This window comes from Acinetobacter sp. ANC_7503, from assembly GCF_056780035.1.
Genome location: NZ_JBWYJA010000003.1, coordinates 222,213 through 239,636 on the forward strand (window position 1 = coordinate 222,213; position 17,424 = coordinate 239,636).

The window sequence follows — 17,424 nt, forward strand, 5'->3', positions numbered from 1 at the left end:
CTCAAAATCAGATTAACAGTCTTGTTAAAGCCCACTTAGGTGGGCTTTAATCTATTTAAGAAAAATAAACATAAAAGTTAGATGTTTTTAATATTTATTCTCATCTGTTGGATTATTGGTGTTGCTACGATCAGCTTTCAGGGTGAAGTTGAATATTCAACTCTCTTGCTGGGCATGGCAAGTATCATTTTGATCATGGGTTACTTTGTACGATTAATGAGGCAACCTGATCGATTCATTTATCCTCACACCTCAAGTATTGTCCAGTCATCATCAAGAATGCTTGTGCTAACGGGAATTTGTCTGATCACATTTGTTTTGGGGCATCAACATGCAAAAACAGCCTTACACGATCGTTTAGAGAAACGTGTTCAATATATTGAAGAAAAAGAAATAGTTGTCTATATCAATAAAATTAATCAGCTGAAAATGGATCAGGAAGGTCGATCAATACAGCAGCGTGCGCAAGTGATCGACAAGAAGCAAGGACAATCTCAAACGCTATTATTATATTTGCGAGAGTCAAAACTTGATACGACATTAGAACTAGGGCGCTATTATAAAGTTACGGGAAAATTAAGACCCGCACATAGTTATGCAGTAGATGGAGTCTTTGATCAAGAGAAATGGTTGTTGCAGCAAAATATAGCTGGAACAATGCGTGTAGATTGGATCGTACCTGTAAGTGAAGCGGTGTTATATTCTGAAGGTTATTTATCTTCAACCGATGTGCATCGGAGCCTTATCGTACGATTGAGCCTGAGCATTGAAAAAGCACGTTTAGCTTTTAGGGATGATATCGAACAGGGAGTATTCAGGAATAAGGGTTTGCTAGTCGCGTTACTCACAGGTGATAAGAGTCTACTGACGGAGCAACAAGAAGAATTATTTAAAAAACTAGGCATTACGCATTTATTGGCTATTTCAGGTCCACATGTTCTAATTTTTGCTGGCTTATTATCGCGGTTCATGGGGTATCTTGTATCAATTTTTCGTCCTCATATTTTTCTAAAAGTTCCCAAAACATATTTACTTTTAATCCCTTTCGTATGTGGGGTAATTATTTATAGTTTTTTTTCAGGGCTCGAAATTCCTGCACTAAGAACTACATTGTCAGTTTGTCTAATTAGTATCGCTATTTTATTTAAATTTAAGATTAAGCCTTTTGTACTATTACTTATCAGTGCAAGCTTAATGCTCTATTTAGACCCTTTTAGTATTTTATCTGCTGCATTTTGGCTTTCGTACGGCGCATGTTTGATTTTGATTCGTGTATACCAAACGATCGTTCATGAACAGCAAAACACTGCTTTAATCAATAAGCATCGTTTTATAGATAAAGCAAAAATGTATCTTAAAATACTTTTGCAATCCCAATGGAAAATATTTATTGCACTGATACCACTCACTCTACTGATATTTCAACAGATTTCTTTATTTGCGCCATTTGCTAATTTAGTTGCTGTTCCAATGATTGGTACCTTGATCGTGCCATTGGAAGTACTGGGCTATTGTCTCAGCTTTATTCCTTTTGTTGGTCAATTTTTATTTCATCTGGCTGATGTATTGATATCGGTTCTTTTGGTGCTACTGACTAAGCTGGGAGCAATATTAGACAATCCATTGAAATGGGTAGCGTTAACGAAAGCACAAATGTTTTTGCTCGCTTTGGCAGTATTCATGTTCTTTATGCCAAAGAATGTAATCCCTCGATTATGGATACCCGTATTAGGTGTGGCATTGCTGATGCCTAAACGTGATGATGGATACGATATCATTGAAATTTTGGACATAGGGCAGGGGCAGTCCATACTCTTACAGTCATCAGGGAAAACTGCTTTAGTTGATACAGGCGGGAGCTTTGATGAGAATACATTTAGTATCGGAGAAAATGTAGTTGTCCCTTTCTTAATTCAACGTGGCATATCAAAATTAGATCAAGTTTTTATCAGTCATCTTGATCAAGATCATGCTGGAGCATACCGCACTATTGGAAAACATATACAAATTGATCAAGTTATCTCAAATGAAAAAGATGATAGGTTTCAGTATGTTGAATTTGATTATTGTCGACAGCATCAACAGGTACAATTGGGTAAGATCAATATACAATTTCTTTCACCAGTTGAATCACAATTAAATTTTGTCAGTCAAAATCGTAATGAGCTTTCGTGCGTAATGTATCTGACATTACCCTATGCTAACGATTTTAAGCATATTCTGATTATGGGGGATGCAGGGTGGGAGACAGAGTATCGTATTTTAAAGCAGTATCCTGAACTTAGAGTAGATATTTTAATCTTAGGACACCATGGCAGTCGACATAGTTCATCTTACGACTTTTTAAAAAATACCAAACCTAAAATTGCCATTGCATCGGCTGGTTTTGATAACCGCTATAATCATCCACATCCTGTTGTCAAAGAGCGTTTAAAAGCGCTTAATATTCCGCTACTTGATACCCAATCGAAGGGCAGCATTCGAATGACCTTCGATAAAAACGGAGATGTACAATTTCGATATCATCGAGATCAAAAAGCGTGGTTAACTCGGAATATCCCCATAGATTAACTTGCTTTTCTGACTTGTTCTATTTTTGCTCTGGCTTGTTCTGCAGGGATACGATAAATGTTATGTAGATCAGGATTTGCACGGAAACGTTTGTAGCTCCAATGAGCATGTTCAGGATAACGATGAATCAGGCTTTCTATTGCACGGTGAATTACTAACGTTCCATCAGCGGGAGTGCCTTCATAAATCGAAGCATCCATTGGTTCAATAAATACATCAAAATCTTCAGTTTCATTGCGAATTGCATAGACCAAAAGGCCTTTGGCTTTAGTTTTTTGGATGAGTTTGGCACTTAAATTACTGGACTCGAGTGGTATGCCGAAATAATCGATCATTTCACCACCGTGTTTAGGATTGTGATCTGGAAGAATCACAGTTGTCCCCCCTAATTTAAGGGCTTTAAAAATTTGTCTTATACCACTCTCATCTGTAGGGACTAAAGTTGCTTGTTCTCGACTACGAGCCTGGCGCACAAATTGATCTGCTTCTTCATTCTTGATGGGTTTATACATGATGGTCATCTTGGTATATTGTGCGAACCACGCATTCATGACTTCCCATGTACCAAAATGTGGTGCGAGTAAAATAATCCCTTTCTTTTCAGCCATTGCTTCATGAAAATATTCAGCACCCGTGACATGGCGTATTCGTGAAATATTGGTTTCGTTTGAGCTTCCCCAAATACTAAAAAATTCCATATAAGATTGAAGTTCGTTTCTTACCGCTGCACGAGTCACTAAATGTTTTTCTTCATCAGAAAGATGTGGTAAGCAAATGTCGATATTGAGGCGGATGGTGTTCGTAGTTTTTGTAATTTTTAGCGTATTAATCAGCCCTGCAAGCATTTTTGCAAAAAAACGAGAAAAACGAATCGGACGGCGACTGAAGAAATTTAACAGGCGGGTTGTGGTCGATGTTTTGGTTTCAGGCATTAGATTCAAAATTTGGTAAGTTCATAGAATATTGTGATTTGGGTTTATTATATGTTAAATCTTGACTGATAAATAGTTTGACCTCATTCCTTGTATATAATGTCAGCTTAAATTTAATTTGGATGGTATGTATGTCCGCTTGGCCGCCTGAACCACAAAATGAAAATCAAAAACCAAATAACCAACCGAACGGAAAAGAATGGCAAATTTTAGAAAAAGCTGTTCTCGCATCTGTAGAAGAACAGAGACGTGCAAGACGTTGGGGAATCTTTTTTAAATTTCTTACTTTCGCATATCTGTTGTTTATAGTTTTGGTCATGGGGAAAAGTTGTTCAACGACTTCCACTGATAGTGCGGTGTCATCACAGCATATTGCTACAGTCGATATTGTAGGAACGATTGCTGCAGACCAGCAAAGTGTGAATAGTGCAGATACGATCAAAGGTTTGAAAAAAGCATTTGAAAGCAAGCAATCGCAAGCTGTTGTTTTAAATATTAACTCTCCGGGTGGATCTCCAGTTCAGTCTGATGAAATTTGGCAAGAGATCCAATATTTAAAGTCGGTTTATAAAGATAAAAAACTTTATGCATTAATTGGTGACACAGGTGCTTCAGGTGCATATTACATTGCGTCTGCTGCGGATGAAATTATTGTTAATCCATCAAGTTTAGTCGGCTCAATTGGTGTCATTATGCCAAACTATGGAGTGAGTGGTTTGATGCAAAAACTTGGCGTTGAAGATCGCACCATGACTTCAGGTGAGAACAAAGCATTATTGTCGATGACACAACCAGTTGATCCTGCACAACGTGCACACGTACAAGGTGTATTGGATAATGTTCATCAACATTTTATTGATGCAGTCAAAAAAGGTCGTGGCAATAAATTGAAATTGCAAGACCCTGCTATATTTTCAGGTTTGTTTTGGACTGGTGAGCAGGCTGTGAAGCTCGGTATTGCAGATCGGATTGGCAGTATTCACACACTGAAACGCGAATTAAAAGTCGAAAAAACGGTAGATTATACTATTCAACGTAGCCCCTTTGATTCTGTGCTTGGACGACTTGGAAGTGAAATTGGTCAAGGTTTTGCTTCTTCAATTTCCAAGCAGATTCAATCTGAGCAGGTGAATCGAATCCAATGAAACCATTGATCCATTTTGCTCATGCCAACGGGGTTCCATCGAAAGTTTATCAAAAATTTTTTGATGCTTTGTCTGATCAATTCGATGTGATTTATACGACCAATCTTGGTGTTGATCAACGTTATCCTGTAGATCAACACTGGGAAAGTATGACACAGCAAGTGATTGATAATATTGTTCAGAAATCCCATGGTCGTAAAGTGATTGGTATCGGGCACTCCTTAGGAGGAGTTTTGACGTTCAAAGCTGCGTTGAAATGCCCAGAACTTTTTAGTCAAACTATTCTTCTCGATCCACCTCTCATTATGGGGGTGGAATCATTTGTTATGCATATTGCAAAGTCTTTGAAGTTAAAAGCAGTGGATCAAATGTCGCCAGCGGCATTGTCTAAACGTCGACGTGATCATTGGGATAGCCGAGAGCAAGCTGCAACATTACTTCGACCCAAAGCATTATATGCAGCATTTGATGAGCAATGTTTTAATGACTATATTCAATTTGCATTAGTTGAAGATCCAACGCGTGGCGGCGTTGAATTGGCGATTCCAAAATCTATTGAAGTGGATATTTTTAGAACCAATCCTTCATTGTGGTGGCTGCCTCAACCTAAGCTCAAAGTTTCAAGTCAATTAATTGTTGCTTCTGAAGGTCCATTCTTAGCACGTAAATTCCCTCATAAAGTGAGGAAAAAGTTTGGTGTGCCTTTTAGTATTTTTGAAGGTGGACACATGTTCCCACTCGAACATCCTGAGCAATTGGCTGCACATTTAAAAACTATTTTGACGCCACTAAAAAACGCAGCCTAAGCTGCGTTTTTTAAATCAAATATGACAGAACTGTATTGGATCTTTCAAAATTTGATTTTTATAGTGCACGCCTTCGGATGTGACTTGAATGGTTTGATTACAAATCCATTCTACAACTTGAGGATAAATTAAATGTTCAAGTTGATGTACACGATCTGCTAAAGATGCAACATTATCATGGTGAGAAACTTTGAGTACGCCTTGAGCAAGTGCTTGACCTGCATCTAGTTCTGCAGTGACATAATGTACTGTGCAACCATGCCATAGATCACCAGTATTCAATACACGTTGATGTGTATGCATTCCTTTGTAATTTGGCAGCAGAGAGGGGTGGATATTGATCATTTTACCCTCCCATGCTTTAACGAACTTAGCACTTAAAATGCGCATAAACCCCGCTAAAACCACAAGATCAGCTTCCCAGTCGAGCAGTTGCTGGTGCATAACATCATCAAATGCTTCACGATCTGGGAAGTTTTTATGTTCAATCACTGCAGTTGCAATGTTGGCATGAGCAGCACGCTCAAGTGCGTAAGCAGCAGGTTTATTCGAGATCACACCGACGATTTGACCTGAAAGGTTTGCATCGATTAATGCTTGTAGGTTTGATCCGTTACCTGATACTAAAACAGCAATTTTAATCATGTTTTAACAATAAACTGATTAAGCGAAGATCACACGAATTTTTTCGTCTGCACCTTCGACAGATTCAGCATTGTCAACAATGTGGCCCATTGTCCATGCTTTTTCGCCGAGTTGATTTAAGATTTCAACTGTTTTATCAGCTTCAGCAGCATCAACAACTAGAACCATACCTACGCCACAGTTGAATGTGCGGTACATTTCAAATTGTTCTACACCACCTTCACGTTGAAGAAGTTTGAACAGCTCAGGCCATTCCCAAGAAGATTCGTTTACTACAGCTTGGGCACCATTTGGTAATACGCGAGGTAAGTTACCTGGTAAACCGCCACCTGTGATGTGTGCCATCGCGTGAACATCAACCTGTTTGAGAAGCTCTAAAATAGGTTTAACGTAGATACGAGTTGGCTCCATTGCAACATCAGCAAGTGGACGACCATCAACAATTTGAGTTAAATCAACATTTTTTACATCTAAAATTTTACGAAGAAGAGAGTAGCCGTTAGAGTGTGCGCCGCTTGAAGCAACACCAACTAATACATCACCAGCTTTAACTTTAGAGCCATCAATAATTTTACTTTGTTCTACAACACCTACACAGAAACCAGCTAAATCGTAATCTTCACCTTCATACATGCCTGGCATTTCAGCAGTTTCACCACCGACCAACGCACATCCAGCAAGCTCACAACCTTGACCGATACCTGTCACTACATTTGCTGCGACATCAACATTGAGGTGACCAGTTGCGTAGTAATCAAGGAAGAAGAGTGGTTCAGCACCACAGACAAGTAAATCGTTCACACACATTGCAACCAAATCCTGACCAATTGTGTCATGACGTTTTAAATTCAATGCTAAACGTAATTTTGTACCAACACCGTCTGTGCCAGATACGAGAACAGGTTCTTCATAACCTTTAGGAATTTTACAAAGTGCACCGAAGCCACCAAGACCGCCCATTACTTCAGGACGAGTCGTGCGTTTAGCGACAGATTTGATACGATCGACTAACGCGTCGCCCGCCTCAATGTCGACACCTGCATCTTTGTAGCTTAAACCAGTGTTTGGGGTAGAAGTTGAGTTGCTCATATTGAAGTCTCCGCATTCGCGCGGGGATTATAACCTGAATATACGAAACTCTTATGTTATTTATGCACTAAAATGTTATCTTTACTAAAATATTTTCCTTTACATAACGAATAATCTTAAAAAAGGCGAGTTTCTATGGTAGATCGTACCCTACGCCGTGTTTTTATCCTTGCAGGGATAGCTTTATTTCTCTGGATTTTATACTTATTAAAACCGGTCGTAATCCCATTTATTGGTGCATTTTTAATAGCTTATCTTTTCAGTCCATTGGTTGATCGATTGCATAAGATAGGTTTACCTCGTTGGTTGTCTATCAGTTTGGTATTTATTGGTATTGGTGTCGTGATCACATGGGCAATGTGGTATTTGGTTCCATTAATTTGGGAACAGCTAATGTATGCTAAATCCAGTATCCCGAAAGTAGTTCATTGGGTAAATTATAGCTTCTTACCGTGGTTATCAGATACTTTCAATATAGTGCCACTAGAATTAGATGTAGACCAGATTTCAGCAGCTGTTATGGAGTATGTTCAAACCAATTATAGTGCTGACAGTATCCAAGCGATGGCACTCAAATTGGCACAATCTGGTCTGAATTTTATTCAGATTGGTGGGACAATTGTACTGATTCCAATTATTGCATTTTATTTCCTCTTAGATTGGGATCGAATGCTCAATAGTTTGCGTCGACTCATTCCACGTCCTTATGAAGCTTCAACGCTTGAAATCGTAGGTGAATGCCATAGCGTACTAGGCGCATTTGTAAAAGGACAATTCCTCGTGATGATCCTTTTGGGGATTGTTTATGCCGTTGGTTTACAACTGATTGGTCTGGAAGTTGGTTTGATTATTGGCATGATTGCAGGCTTGGCAAGTATCATCCCATATTTAGGGTTTGCAGTAGGAATTATTGCTGCCGTGATCGCAACTTTCTTCCAATTTGGTATGGATTGGACTCAACTCCTTTTAGTTGCAGTGGTGTTCATGGTAGGGCAAGCTGTTGAAGGTTATGTGCTTCAGCCATTCTTATTGGGAGATAAAATTGGTCTTTCTCCAGTAGCGGTCGTATTCGCTGTATTGGCTGGTGCACAATTGGCTGGTTTCTTGGGTATGTTGATTGCATTACCTGTTGCAGCTGTAATCGTGGTACTGCTCCGACATGCACGTGACACTTATGAAAGGAGTACAATTTATGGTACGCCAGCTGTTGCCGTAGCTGATCATGGTGGTGGTGAAATTACAATCCAAACCGATCAGGTTGATATTGAGCTTGATCTCAAACCACAATCAATCAATAATCAACAAGATATTGCAACATCTGAAAAAATCGATGTGCAGAAACAAAATAAAGAACCTTAAGGTGACCAAGCATTTATGCGGCAACTGCAACTTGATATAGAACCTCAACTTGATGCACGGATCAGTGATTTTTCCGGCCCAGGTTGGGGACCCGTCATTGATGCAGTTCGCCAACTTCATGCTGGATTAATGAATCGATTTTACCTTTATGGCGGTGCGGGCACAGGTAAGAGTCACTTATTAACTGCGATATGTGACTCATATCTAGATGTTGGGAAATCTGCAATTAAAGTTTCATTGCTAGAATTGCTCGATGCTCCAATTGAGGCGATTACTTCATTGGATCGTTATGATTTGGTCGCTCTAGACGATATTGAAGCGATCAGTGGTGTACCGCATTGGCAAAAGGCGGTATTTCATTTAATAAATAATAATAATGATGGTGGAGGACAACTAGTCTTTTCATCTAGATCTGCGCCAATTGAATTGAAACTTGAATTACCAGATCTTCAGTCGAGATTAACTCAAGCGGTGAGTGTTAAAGTGCCAACAGGTCAATCCTACGCTGACCGCTATGCCTTATTACATTCTGTGTTGGAGCGTAAAGGTGTGCATTTTGATCCTTTAATTATTGATTATCTGCTGACCAATGGCCCGATACAGACCAGTACCTTATTACAAACGGTTGATCAATTATCAAAGTTACTACAGGGTGAAAAAGTTAAGCTATCCAACGCAACCCTTAAGCAAATCTACGCGCTCATCGATCAGTATAATGCTTAAATGCTTTTTAAATGTTATTCAAAACTCAAAATGTAGATTTTATCTGAACTCGGCAATTTTTTACTTAAAAATAATTGAGAATTCTAAAAATTTGTGACAGATTAGTCAAAATGGACAAATAGCGCTACATAATTAAAGTTCGCTACTTAAAAAAATAAAGAAAAATTAAGGAGATGGTAATGCTCAGACGGGGCTTAGGTCTTGTATTGTTGTGTGCAACAGGGCATGTATTCAGTGCGGATATTGTGGTTACGACCACTGAAGATATCACCAAAAATGATGATCAATGTTCGTTGCGTGAAGCAATTGAATATATTAATCAGGGTAAACCTGAAGCAGGTCTCAATGGCTGTGGTGGTAAAGATGCCACAGATAATATTATCTTATCTACGAAAGAATATCTCCTAAACGAGCAAGTTCGCATCTCTAAACCGATGGTTTTTAGAACGCAGTATGAAACTACCATTGTCGACGATATTCCTGGTACAAAAAATGCCGTCATAACAATGAAGGGTACTGATAGAATTTTCCATATTGAGCGAATTCGTCCTAAAGCTGATGATGAAATTAGAGATGCTGCAATTGGTGTGGAATTTTACGAAATTACCTTGCAAGGTTGTGCCGCAACAGTATGCAAAGACAAAGGTGGGTTAATTCTCAATTATGAACGGCTAAAATTTGATAAAAGCCATCTTATCAATGGCAAAGCGAATTTTGGCGGTGCGATTTATAATGTTGAATCATTTATTGAATCCGAAACCAGCAAAATTCGTTCCGCGCGAGTGAATTTAGTTAATTCGTTATTGGAAAACAATCAAGCACAACAAGGTGCTGTTTTGTATAGTGAATATCCTGATTTTGACATTAGTGCTTCTGTTATTAAAGGTAATAAAATAACAGATTCAGAAGGTTTCGCAATCTATAGCCATAAAGTGTTGAGTGAAGACGAAACTAAGGTGACCAATCTCAATTATGCCAAAGTGACTAATTCAACAATTTTTAATAATAAGGGCTATATTATCAATGTGAAGGATGGTATTGCACTTAATAACAATACGCTGGTCTTTAATGATTTTGGCTTGATTTTTAATGCACCGTTTAAGAAGGCATCGCTTACTAACAATATAATTGCAAAAAATGGCAATCGAGACTGTCGTGTAGAGACTGCAATCGATCAATCAAATTTAAACAATAATTTATATGGTTTTGGTTGTGAGGGCACAGCTTCAGAAAAACTGGGCGAGCGCACATTATTAGCTGGGACTGATGTAGAAGGTGAATGTGATGTTAATTCATCTGGTATTTTATGTCCGTTCAAAGTCTATTCTGGCTATGCTTTAGGATATTTCCGCCCTAGAGTGTTGCCTAGTTATCGACAATTGACAGATTCTCCGATCATTAATCGTGGACCAGATTCAAATGGTACATCATGTGAAACAGTTGATCAGCGTGGCAACGCACGTAAGGATCGTATTTTGTGTGATCGAGGCGCAATCGAACTTATTCAGTCAAGTACGTCTTCAGGCAGATTTGGCAAGGATATCTTTTACGGAGAAATTGTTAAGCTAAATATTAATGATTTTCTAGGAGATGGTGAGCTAATACCTGCTAGTCAATGTGATGCCTTAGTCGGACCTCATCCCAAAAAAGAAGAATGGCAAGCGGGCTGTATGATCATCCAACAAAATAATTCTCCAAGTAAAGGTAAAGCAGAACTACTCCAAAATGGGGAGTTTACTTATACGCCTCAAGGGAATTGGCACGGAACTGATGATTTTAAAGTTTTGGTCGTTGTATCTACACGTCAATTAAATGAGTCAATGAATCCTTATATCGAAATTCCAACTGTCATCAAACAAGACCCCAGAGATACTTATACAAGCAATAAAGTAAAAACTTCTGGTGGAGGTATAGGTCTAATCTCTGTGTTAGGTCTGATGACTTTAATCGCGATACGTAGAAAAAAATAATAAGGGAATCGTATGTTGAAAAGTAGAAAAGCTTTTTTGACTTTAGCAGTCCTTTCTGCAATGTCATTAATGGCTGCTGAAGATACAACAATTTATGTCACTACCTTCGATGATGAAGACGGTACTAATGATGCAAAGTGTTCACTCAGAGAAGCGTTGAAGGCTGCTTCGACTAATCGAGCTTATGGAGGTTGTGCTAAAGGTAATACGGATCGAGTACAAACTGACATTATTCAGCTTGAAGCTGGTACTTATAGCTTGAATGCAGAGCTTCAGCCAACTTCTTCAGTGATTATTAGGGGTAAAGAGCCTGTCGATTATTCCAAACCGAATGTTATTTCAAATAGTTATCCTGCGCAAACTAAAATTCAAACTATAATTAATGGTCAAAATACACATCGCATTTTCAATACGACCAATCTAAATCGACCGAGTTTGAGTTTAAGAAATATAGAGCTGACAAATGGTAAATCATCTACCAATGGTGGCGCTTTGCTATTGGGGGGTGAGACTGATTTATACAATGTAAATATCACAAAGTCTTCAGCGTTAAGAGGTGGAGCGATATTTTTGAATGACAGTGATAGCTCTTTAAGTTATTCGGTCGGGTGGGTGAGTGGTAATACAGCTCAGCAAGGCGCTGTTATCGCAATGTCTTGCTTGGATAATCTTGTGTTCACACGTCGTAAGATTGATTTATCCCGTATGTCTATTACCGAAAATGGAAATACAGCTTCAAACAGTTTATTCTCATTTTGTGGTGAACCTACAGCACAATTGCAAGCAAATACAATCTCTTCCAATGTATTAAATAATACACAAGGTCAAATTTTTCAATTTAGTGATCGTTTAACAGATGGGGGTCAAATAAATTTGAGTCCCAATTCTATTTTGAAGCTCGATAGTAATACGATTATCGCGAATACCGCGCGATCTGTGCTTTGGTATGGAAATACAGGTGCAAAAGCCTTAAATCATAATGTGATAGGTTTTAATCAGGCTAAAGCCTGTATATATAGTCACGGTGATGTGAGCCAAGTTGAGTCAGCAGGTATTGAATTATTGGCAAATGCTATTCCACTGAGTAATCCATCTATAGACTGTGATCTACCAGCAAAAGCGTCAGAAAATGCACAAAAAAATAGTCTTGATGTTAGTCAATTGAGTATCAATGATCTGTTTTCAACATCGTTACCGGTTAATGATGAGAATACTAACTTTCATCCTGTCTTTTTTCCGAAGATTAATTCTAGTGGTACAGATTTAGTTGATTTTGGTACTGATGGTTGTTCGCAACTTGATCAACGAGGTATAAATCGGATTGGATTGGACTCGCTCAACAGTTTAGATGTGACTCCCAATACTTGCGATATTGGTGCGATAGAAACCTTAAAGTTGACTGTTTCCAATTTAAGTAAAGCAAATGAATCACTGGTTCAAATAAAGAAATCAACTGAGAATAGAATTAAAGCATTCGAAGATGCTATTGCCGATCCTGAAACCAAAGAAGAAGTGATTGATTATTATAATAAGGAGCTCACCGATCAAAAAGCATTTTTGAATGAATTAAATAATCTTAATCAATATCGTCCAATATTATTCGATCCATTCAAATTGAATTTACCAGATGAAATTGTTTCTCCTGATGGTACGGTGCGAAAAATTGAGCATCTTAATGTTGATAATTATGATGTCAAAGTTGAGGTTGTGGGAGTTGGGAAATTAGATATCGATAAAACGTTCTTAGGTAAGTTTGATGAGCGGTTGAAATGTGAGTGGAAACCGCAGCTTAAGCAGATAGTCATGTATAGAACAGATGGTCGCATAACACCGAGTGGAGACTCTGAATTCTGTACATATACGCTTACTTCAAAAAGCGACAGTAAAAAAACATCAAGTGCATATTTAATTGGTAATTTTATCAACATCGTGCCAACTGTTCCTGAACGTGTGGAATATACAATCAATCCAAAAAAATCGACTCAAATCAGTGTAAATTTACTGGCTGAAGCGAGTGATGCTGGTGATGGCAACAGAAATGCAATCAATCCTCCAAATAAAAAGGAGTTTTACCATAATGCTAATGGAGATGAGGTATCAATTTATTTTGCAAGAGTACCGAATCCCGTTTCAATTATCGCGGATCGGGTAGAGCCATGTGCTAATGACCGTTTTAAAAAGTGCTATGGTGGAAACATTCGAGTTCAGTTGAACAATAATTTGGATGTCTTTTCCTATGATCTTAAGTACTCAGTATTGGACGCAGACGGCGCTTCATCAGGTGAGGGAACATTAGCTGTTCTAAATACGGAAACAGGGCCTGGAAGTTCTCGTACGAGTGGAGGGGGTAGCCTAGGTGGGTTTGGGCTTTTAGGACTCATTGGTTTAAGTTGGCTTAGAATGAGAAAATCTAAACCTCATTAATAAAAAAGCCAGCATTTGCTGGCTTTTTTTGTGTTTGATTTTGTGTAATATTTTGCAAAAAATTAGTATATTTTGAACAGTTTATTGCTACATTTGAAGATTGCTGATCACTTTCTTAAATTACACCAATGTCATCTTTTAATGAGCTTATACCCTTAAATCAAATTGAAGTTAAACCTTCGGATTTGCTATCAATTAAGAGGCATGATCTTGTTCCTTTATTGACTGATTCGTCTAAACTTAATTTATATGCTGAACATATTGTGCAGGCACAAAATGCTCTATTGGTAGGTATAGACCCCACTTTAAATAAAAAATTAAGCGAAACAATTTCAGATATTATTCAAAAATTGAATCAATCCAAAAAGAAATTAAAACAAAAAAAATTTAATGCTTTCCAAAAGTGGCTAGGTCTGGATTTGGAGTTCGGTGCGGGTCAAATTTCTTATATTCGTGATTTAGATAGACTCATTCTAGATGCTGATCAGCTGTCCCAACGTATTCACATTGAAATCCAAAAGTCTAGTTCTCGATTTCAGCAAGCAGTTGGTTTAAGAGAGCAAATGGCGCGCTACATTCAAGCAGCAAGACAATTTTTAACAGAATACACAGATTTTTCTCATCATCGCCATCCACTCGATAACTTTGAGGAGCGATTGGCTAAAAAAATACAAACATTAGAGTCGGTACAAGCAAACAATGATATTTCTCTCATGCAAATGCAATTGAATCAACAACTTTCATTAACTCTGACGGATCGTTTTCGTGAAGCGCAGCAAGTATTAATCCCAGCTTGGCAATATCATCTTGAGCAAACTCAAATTAATAATGGCGCAGTCGATATTGAAAAGTTAGATCAAAGTCGCGAACAACTGATTCGATCTCTAAAAAAATCACTAATTAAAGAATAAGGTGTGTTATGTCTGATTTTCCAATTCAAAAGAAAAATGAATCCTTAAGCTTAATCTCTACGGAGGAAAAGTTTTCCAAGTTAGATCTAAAAGAAATTGGGTTGACGACGTCAGACCTTGCAGCAGTCGAATCAGTTCACCAAGAACTAGCTGATATGAATCATGCAACGGTTGCTGAATATGGGAAAAATATCGCGACTAAAACAGCGACTTATACGGATGAATTACTGGATCTAGTTAAAAATAAAGATTTGGATGCAACTGGTCAAAAGTTAAATGAAGTCGTTACAGTGGCTCAACAGCTCAATACAAACAGTATTTTAAGTCCTGCTAAAAGTTCAGGCTTCTTGGGTAGTATCTTAAATCGATTTAAGGGTGCTAAACAGAGTTTTGATCAAAAGTTCAATACCACTAAAGAACAAATAGATGCTTTAGTTAAAGAAATTGAAACCTCTCAACAAGGGTTAAAAGACCGTGTAAATACATTGGATCGTATGTTTGATGGTGTGCAGGACGAATATAAACAATTAGGGGTTTATATTGCTGCAGGGAAAATTAAACAACAAGAAGTTCAGGAGCAAATAGCTGAATTAAGTACGCTAGAACAAGATGCGCAAACTAATCAAAAAATCTACGACTTAAATCACTTAGCAAACAACTTGGAAAAAAGAGTGAGTGATTTACAGGTATTGCAACAATCTGCGATGCAGACATTACCGATGATTCGAATTATTCAATCAAATAATTCAATGTTGGTTGATAAGTTTTATGCGATAAAAAATATCACGCTTCCTGCCTGGAAAAATCAAATTAGTTTAGCGATTTCATTACAGGAACAAAAAAATAGCGTCCAATTGGCTAATACTATTGATGATGCGACGAATGAGTTACTTAAACGAAATGCAGATTTATTACACCAGAACTCAGTAGATACTGCTCGAGCAAATCAACGCTCAGTGATTGACATTGAAACACTTGAACATGTTCAAAATACCCTCATTAAAACAGTGAATGATGTTATTAGTATTCAGAAAGAAGGGATGCAAAAACGTGAAGAGGCATCAATCCGTATTAAGGCTTTGCAAGGAAATCTTCAACAACTTGTTTTGGATTCGAGTCAAAATCAGCCAAAACACTAATTTCTTGAGGTTTAAATTTGAATAAAACCAATGAATATCTTGTGGCGCAGACTGAGATTCAGAAAAGATTGCCTGAATTGTACAAACGAAATCGCATACTTAATTTATGGGGATTTTTGAGTACCAGTGTACTCATTATTTCAGTTGTGTCGCTTTTTATTCATCAGGACATGATTTATGGTTTTATGGGTATGAGTGAAACTGTTCAGCAGCTTCATTTGCCACATAGTTTAGATGAAGTCGTAAACGTGTACCAACATCAGCCTGACTATTTTTTTAATTTGATATCTTGGTTAGGTTGGTTCATTCTAAAAGTATTTAGCTCAGTCATTGGTGCTTTTTTTATCGTTCATTTTTTAAAGAAAATACGTTTTTTCTATGTGCGCTTTCAATCATTTGTACTTAAGTTTGTTGGTTGGTTAATTGCTGTCATTTTAATTTGGTCAGGTTTGACCTATGTTCAATATGACTTGAATGATGAGTCGTTGGAACAACAATATCAATTAAGTCATTATGATAAATCGATTCACGAAAGTCAGATTGCTGTCATCATGACTGAACAACAGGTCAATCCAATTATACAAGCCTACGTCCTTGCGCAAGTGGCTTTGATTCACAAACCTGAAGATACCAAGCTAGCAACTGCATATTTAGCTCGACTTGCGCAAGCTGAAAGAAATGAAAAACAGTTTGTCGAATATGGTTTTAATGCAGAGCAGTTATGGTCAATGCAGCAACAAGTTTATGGTCAATCTATTACTCCTTGGGCAAAAGCGATAGATCATCGGGCAAATCAGGCACGACAAATTTCAGAAGTCGTCAAGATGATATTAATGGTGTTCTCAGCCATCATGTTATTGTTAATGCTTATTTTCTTTGGATTAGCTCGTAGTTTTAAAAGCAGAATTCAAACGATCACTCAACGTTTGGAGATATAGTTAAAGTTTGTACTGTTACGATCATCATAAAAGAATCATTCATTCTTAATTGGATGATTTTTTAATTCAATTTTTCGATAGTCTTTATGTAAATTAACTGTTTTACCTATTTTTGTATTTCTTCTAATATAGCTTTATCAAATAAATATTACTCCTTTGGAGACGTTAGCAATGTTAGATCAAAATACTTCAGATCAATTAAAAACGCTTTTAGAACGCCTTGAAGGTCCAATCGAATTGGTTGCGACTTTAAATGATTCAGACAAATCTGCAAAAATCAAAGAACTTGTGGAAGAAGTGGCTGAACTTTCTCCATTCGTCACAGCTCGTTTTGATGGTCAAAATAAACGTGCACCGAGCTTTGGTATTGCAAAAGCAGGTGAAGAACCGCGTGTCTTCTTCGCAGGTTTACCAATGGGTCATGAGTTCACTTCTTTGATTTTGGCATTGCTACAAACTTCTGGGTATGCACCAAAAGTATCTGATGAAGTATTGGCATCCATCAAAGCTTTAGAAATCAAATCTGACTTTGACGTATTCGTATCTTTAAGCTGTCATAACTGTCCAGATGTGGTTCAAGCACTTAACTTGATCGCAATTTACAACCCTGGCACAACAGCAACCATGATTGATGGTGCATTCTTCCAAGACGAAGTTGAAGAACGCAAAATCATGGCTGTACCAATGGTGTTCCAAGACAACGAACATATTGGTCAAGGTCGTATGACATTGGAAGAAATTGTTGCGAAGCTCGATACTAATTCTGCTGCGA

14 protein-coding genes are annotated in these 17,424 nt (G+C 37.8%); 11 read left to right on the forward strand and 3 right to left on the reverse strand.

The window, feature by feature from the left end; translation table 11 throughout:
- Positions 1-81 precede the first annotated feature (81 nt).
- Positions 82-2,571, forward strand: a complete 2,490-nt coding sequence (locus AC1M9M_RS06220; protein ID WP_481595878.1) for a DNA internalization-related competence protein ComEC/Rec2 — start codon at positions 82-84, stop codon at positions 2,569-2,571.
- On the opposite strand, the gene AC1M9M_RS06225 is transcribed toward AC1M9M_RS06220, so the two are convergent.
- The gene (locus tag AC1M9M_RS06225; RefSeq protein ID WP_481588956.1) at positions 2,568-3,503 is read right to left on the reverse strand and encodes a lysophospholipid acyltransferase family protein; all 936 of its coding nucleotides are present in this window, start codon (positions 3,501-3,503) and stop codon (positions 2,568-2,570) included. The genes AC1M9M_RS06220 and AC1M9M_RS06225 overlap by 4 nt on opposite strands.
- 131 nt (positions 3,504-3,634) lie before the next feature.
- Here AC1M9M_RS06225 and sppA point away from each other — a divergent pair, with 131 nt between their 5' ends.
- Both sppA and AC1M9M_RS06235 read left to right on the forward strand, forming a co-directional pair.
- Positions 3,635-4,648, forward strand: a complete 1,014-nt coding sequence (gene sppA / locus AC1M9M_RS06230; protein ID WP_481595879.1) for a signal peptide peptidase SppA — start codon at positions 3,635-3,637, stop codon at positions 4,646-4,648.
- Positions 4,645-5,454 carry an alpha/beta fold hydrolase gene (locus tag AC1M9M_RS06235; protein ID WP_481595880.1) on the forward strand — a complete coding sequence of 270 codons (810 nt, stop codon included), beginning with the start codon at positions 4,645-4,647 and terminating at the stop codon, positions 5,452-5,454. Before sppA ends, AC1M9M_RS06235 begins: the two co-directional genes overlap by 4 nt.
- A 15-nt stretch (positions 5,455-5,469) precedes the next feature.
- Here AC1M9M_RS06235 and purN read toward each other — a convergent pair whose 3' ends face one another.
- Both purN and purM read right to left on the reverse strand, forming a co-directional pair.
- Positions 5,470-6,099: a phosphoribosylglycinamide formyltransferase gene (purN, locus tag AC1M9M_RS06240; protein ID WP_481595881.1), complete on the reverse strand. Its 630-nt coding sequence runs from the start codon at positions 6,097-6,099 to the stop codon at positions 5,470-5,472.
- An 18-nt stretch (positions 6,100-6,117) separates the two neighbouring features.
- Entirely contained in the window at positions 6,118-7,188 is a 1,071-nt protein-coding gene (gene purM / locus AC1M9M_RS06245; RefSeq protein WP_481595882.1) for a phosphoribosylformylglycinamidine cyclo-ligase, read from the reverse strand.
- A gap of 135 nt (positions 7,189-7,323) precedes the next feature.
- Here purM and cxpE point away from each other — a divergent pair, with 135 nt between their 5' ends.
- The 8 genes from cxpE to AC1M9M_RS06285 form a co-directional block, all read left to right on the forward strand.
- Entirely contained in the window at positions 7,324-8,547 is a 1,224-nt protein-coding gene (gene cxpE, locus AC1M9M_RS06250; protein WP_481586444.1) for a chloramphenicol efflux transporter CxpE, read from the forward strand.
- A gap of 15 nt (positions 8,548-8,562) precedes the next feature.
- On the forward strand, positions 8,563-9,270 hold the full coding sequence (gene hda / locus AC1M9M_RS06255) for a DnaA regulatory inactivator Hda (protein ID WP_481595883.1): 708 nt from the start codon (positions 8,563-8,565) through the stop codon (positions 9,268-9,270).
- Positions 9,271-9,449: 179 nt separating this feature from the next.
- Complete coding sequence (gene rbtA, locus AC1M9M_RS06260) at positions 9,450-11,240, forward strand: rhombotarget A (RefSeq protein ID WP_481595884.1); 1,791 nt, start codon at positions 9,450-9,452, stop codon at positions 11,238-11,240.
- 12 nt (positions 11,241-11,252) lie between these two features.
- A complete protein-coding gene (locus tag AC1M9M_RS06265; protein ID WP_481595885.1) occupies positions 11,253-13,664 on the forward strand; it encodes a CSLREA domain-containing protein in 2,412 nt (803 codons plus the stop codon).
- 128 nt (positions 13,665-13,792) lie between these two features.
- Positions 13,793-14,575 (forward strand): tellurium resistance protein, encoded by a 783-nt coding sequence (locus AC1M9M_RS06270; RefSeq protein WP_481595886.1) that lies wholly within the window; start codon positions 13,793-13,795, stop codon positions 14,573-14,575.
- A gap of 8 nt (positions 14,576-14,583) precedes the next feature.
- Complete coding sequence (locus tag AC1M9M_RS06275) at positions 14,584-15,714, forward strand: toxic anion resistance protein (protein WP_092766783.1); 1,131 nt, start codon at positions 14,584-14,586, stop codon at positions 15,712-15,714.
- 17 nt (positions 15,715-15,731) lie between these two features.
- Positions 15,732-16,652, forward strand: coding sequence for a hypothetical protein (locus AC1M9M_RS06280; protein ID WP_481595887.1), 921 nt, complete (start codon positions 15,732-15,734; stop codon positions 16,650-16,652).
- 171 nt (positions 16,653-16,823) lie between these two features.
- Positions 16,824-17,424: thioredoxin family protein (locus tag AC1M9M_RS06285; RefSeq protein WP_481595888.1), on the forward strand; the 601-nt coding region annotated here is incomplete at its 3' end.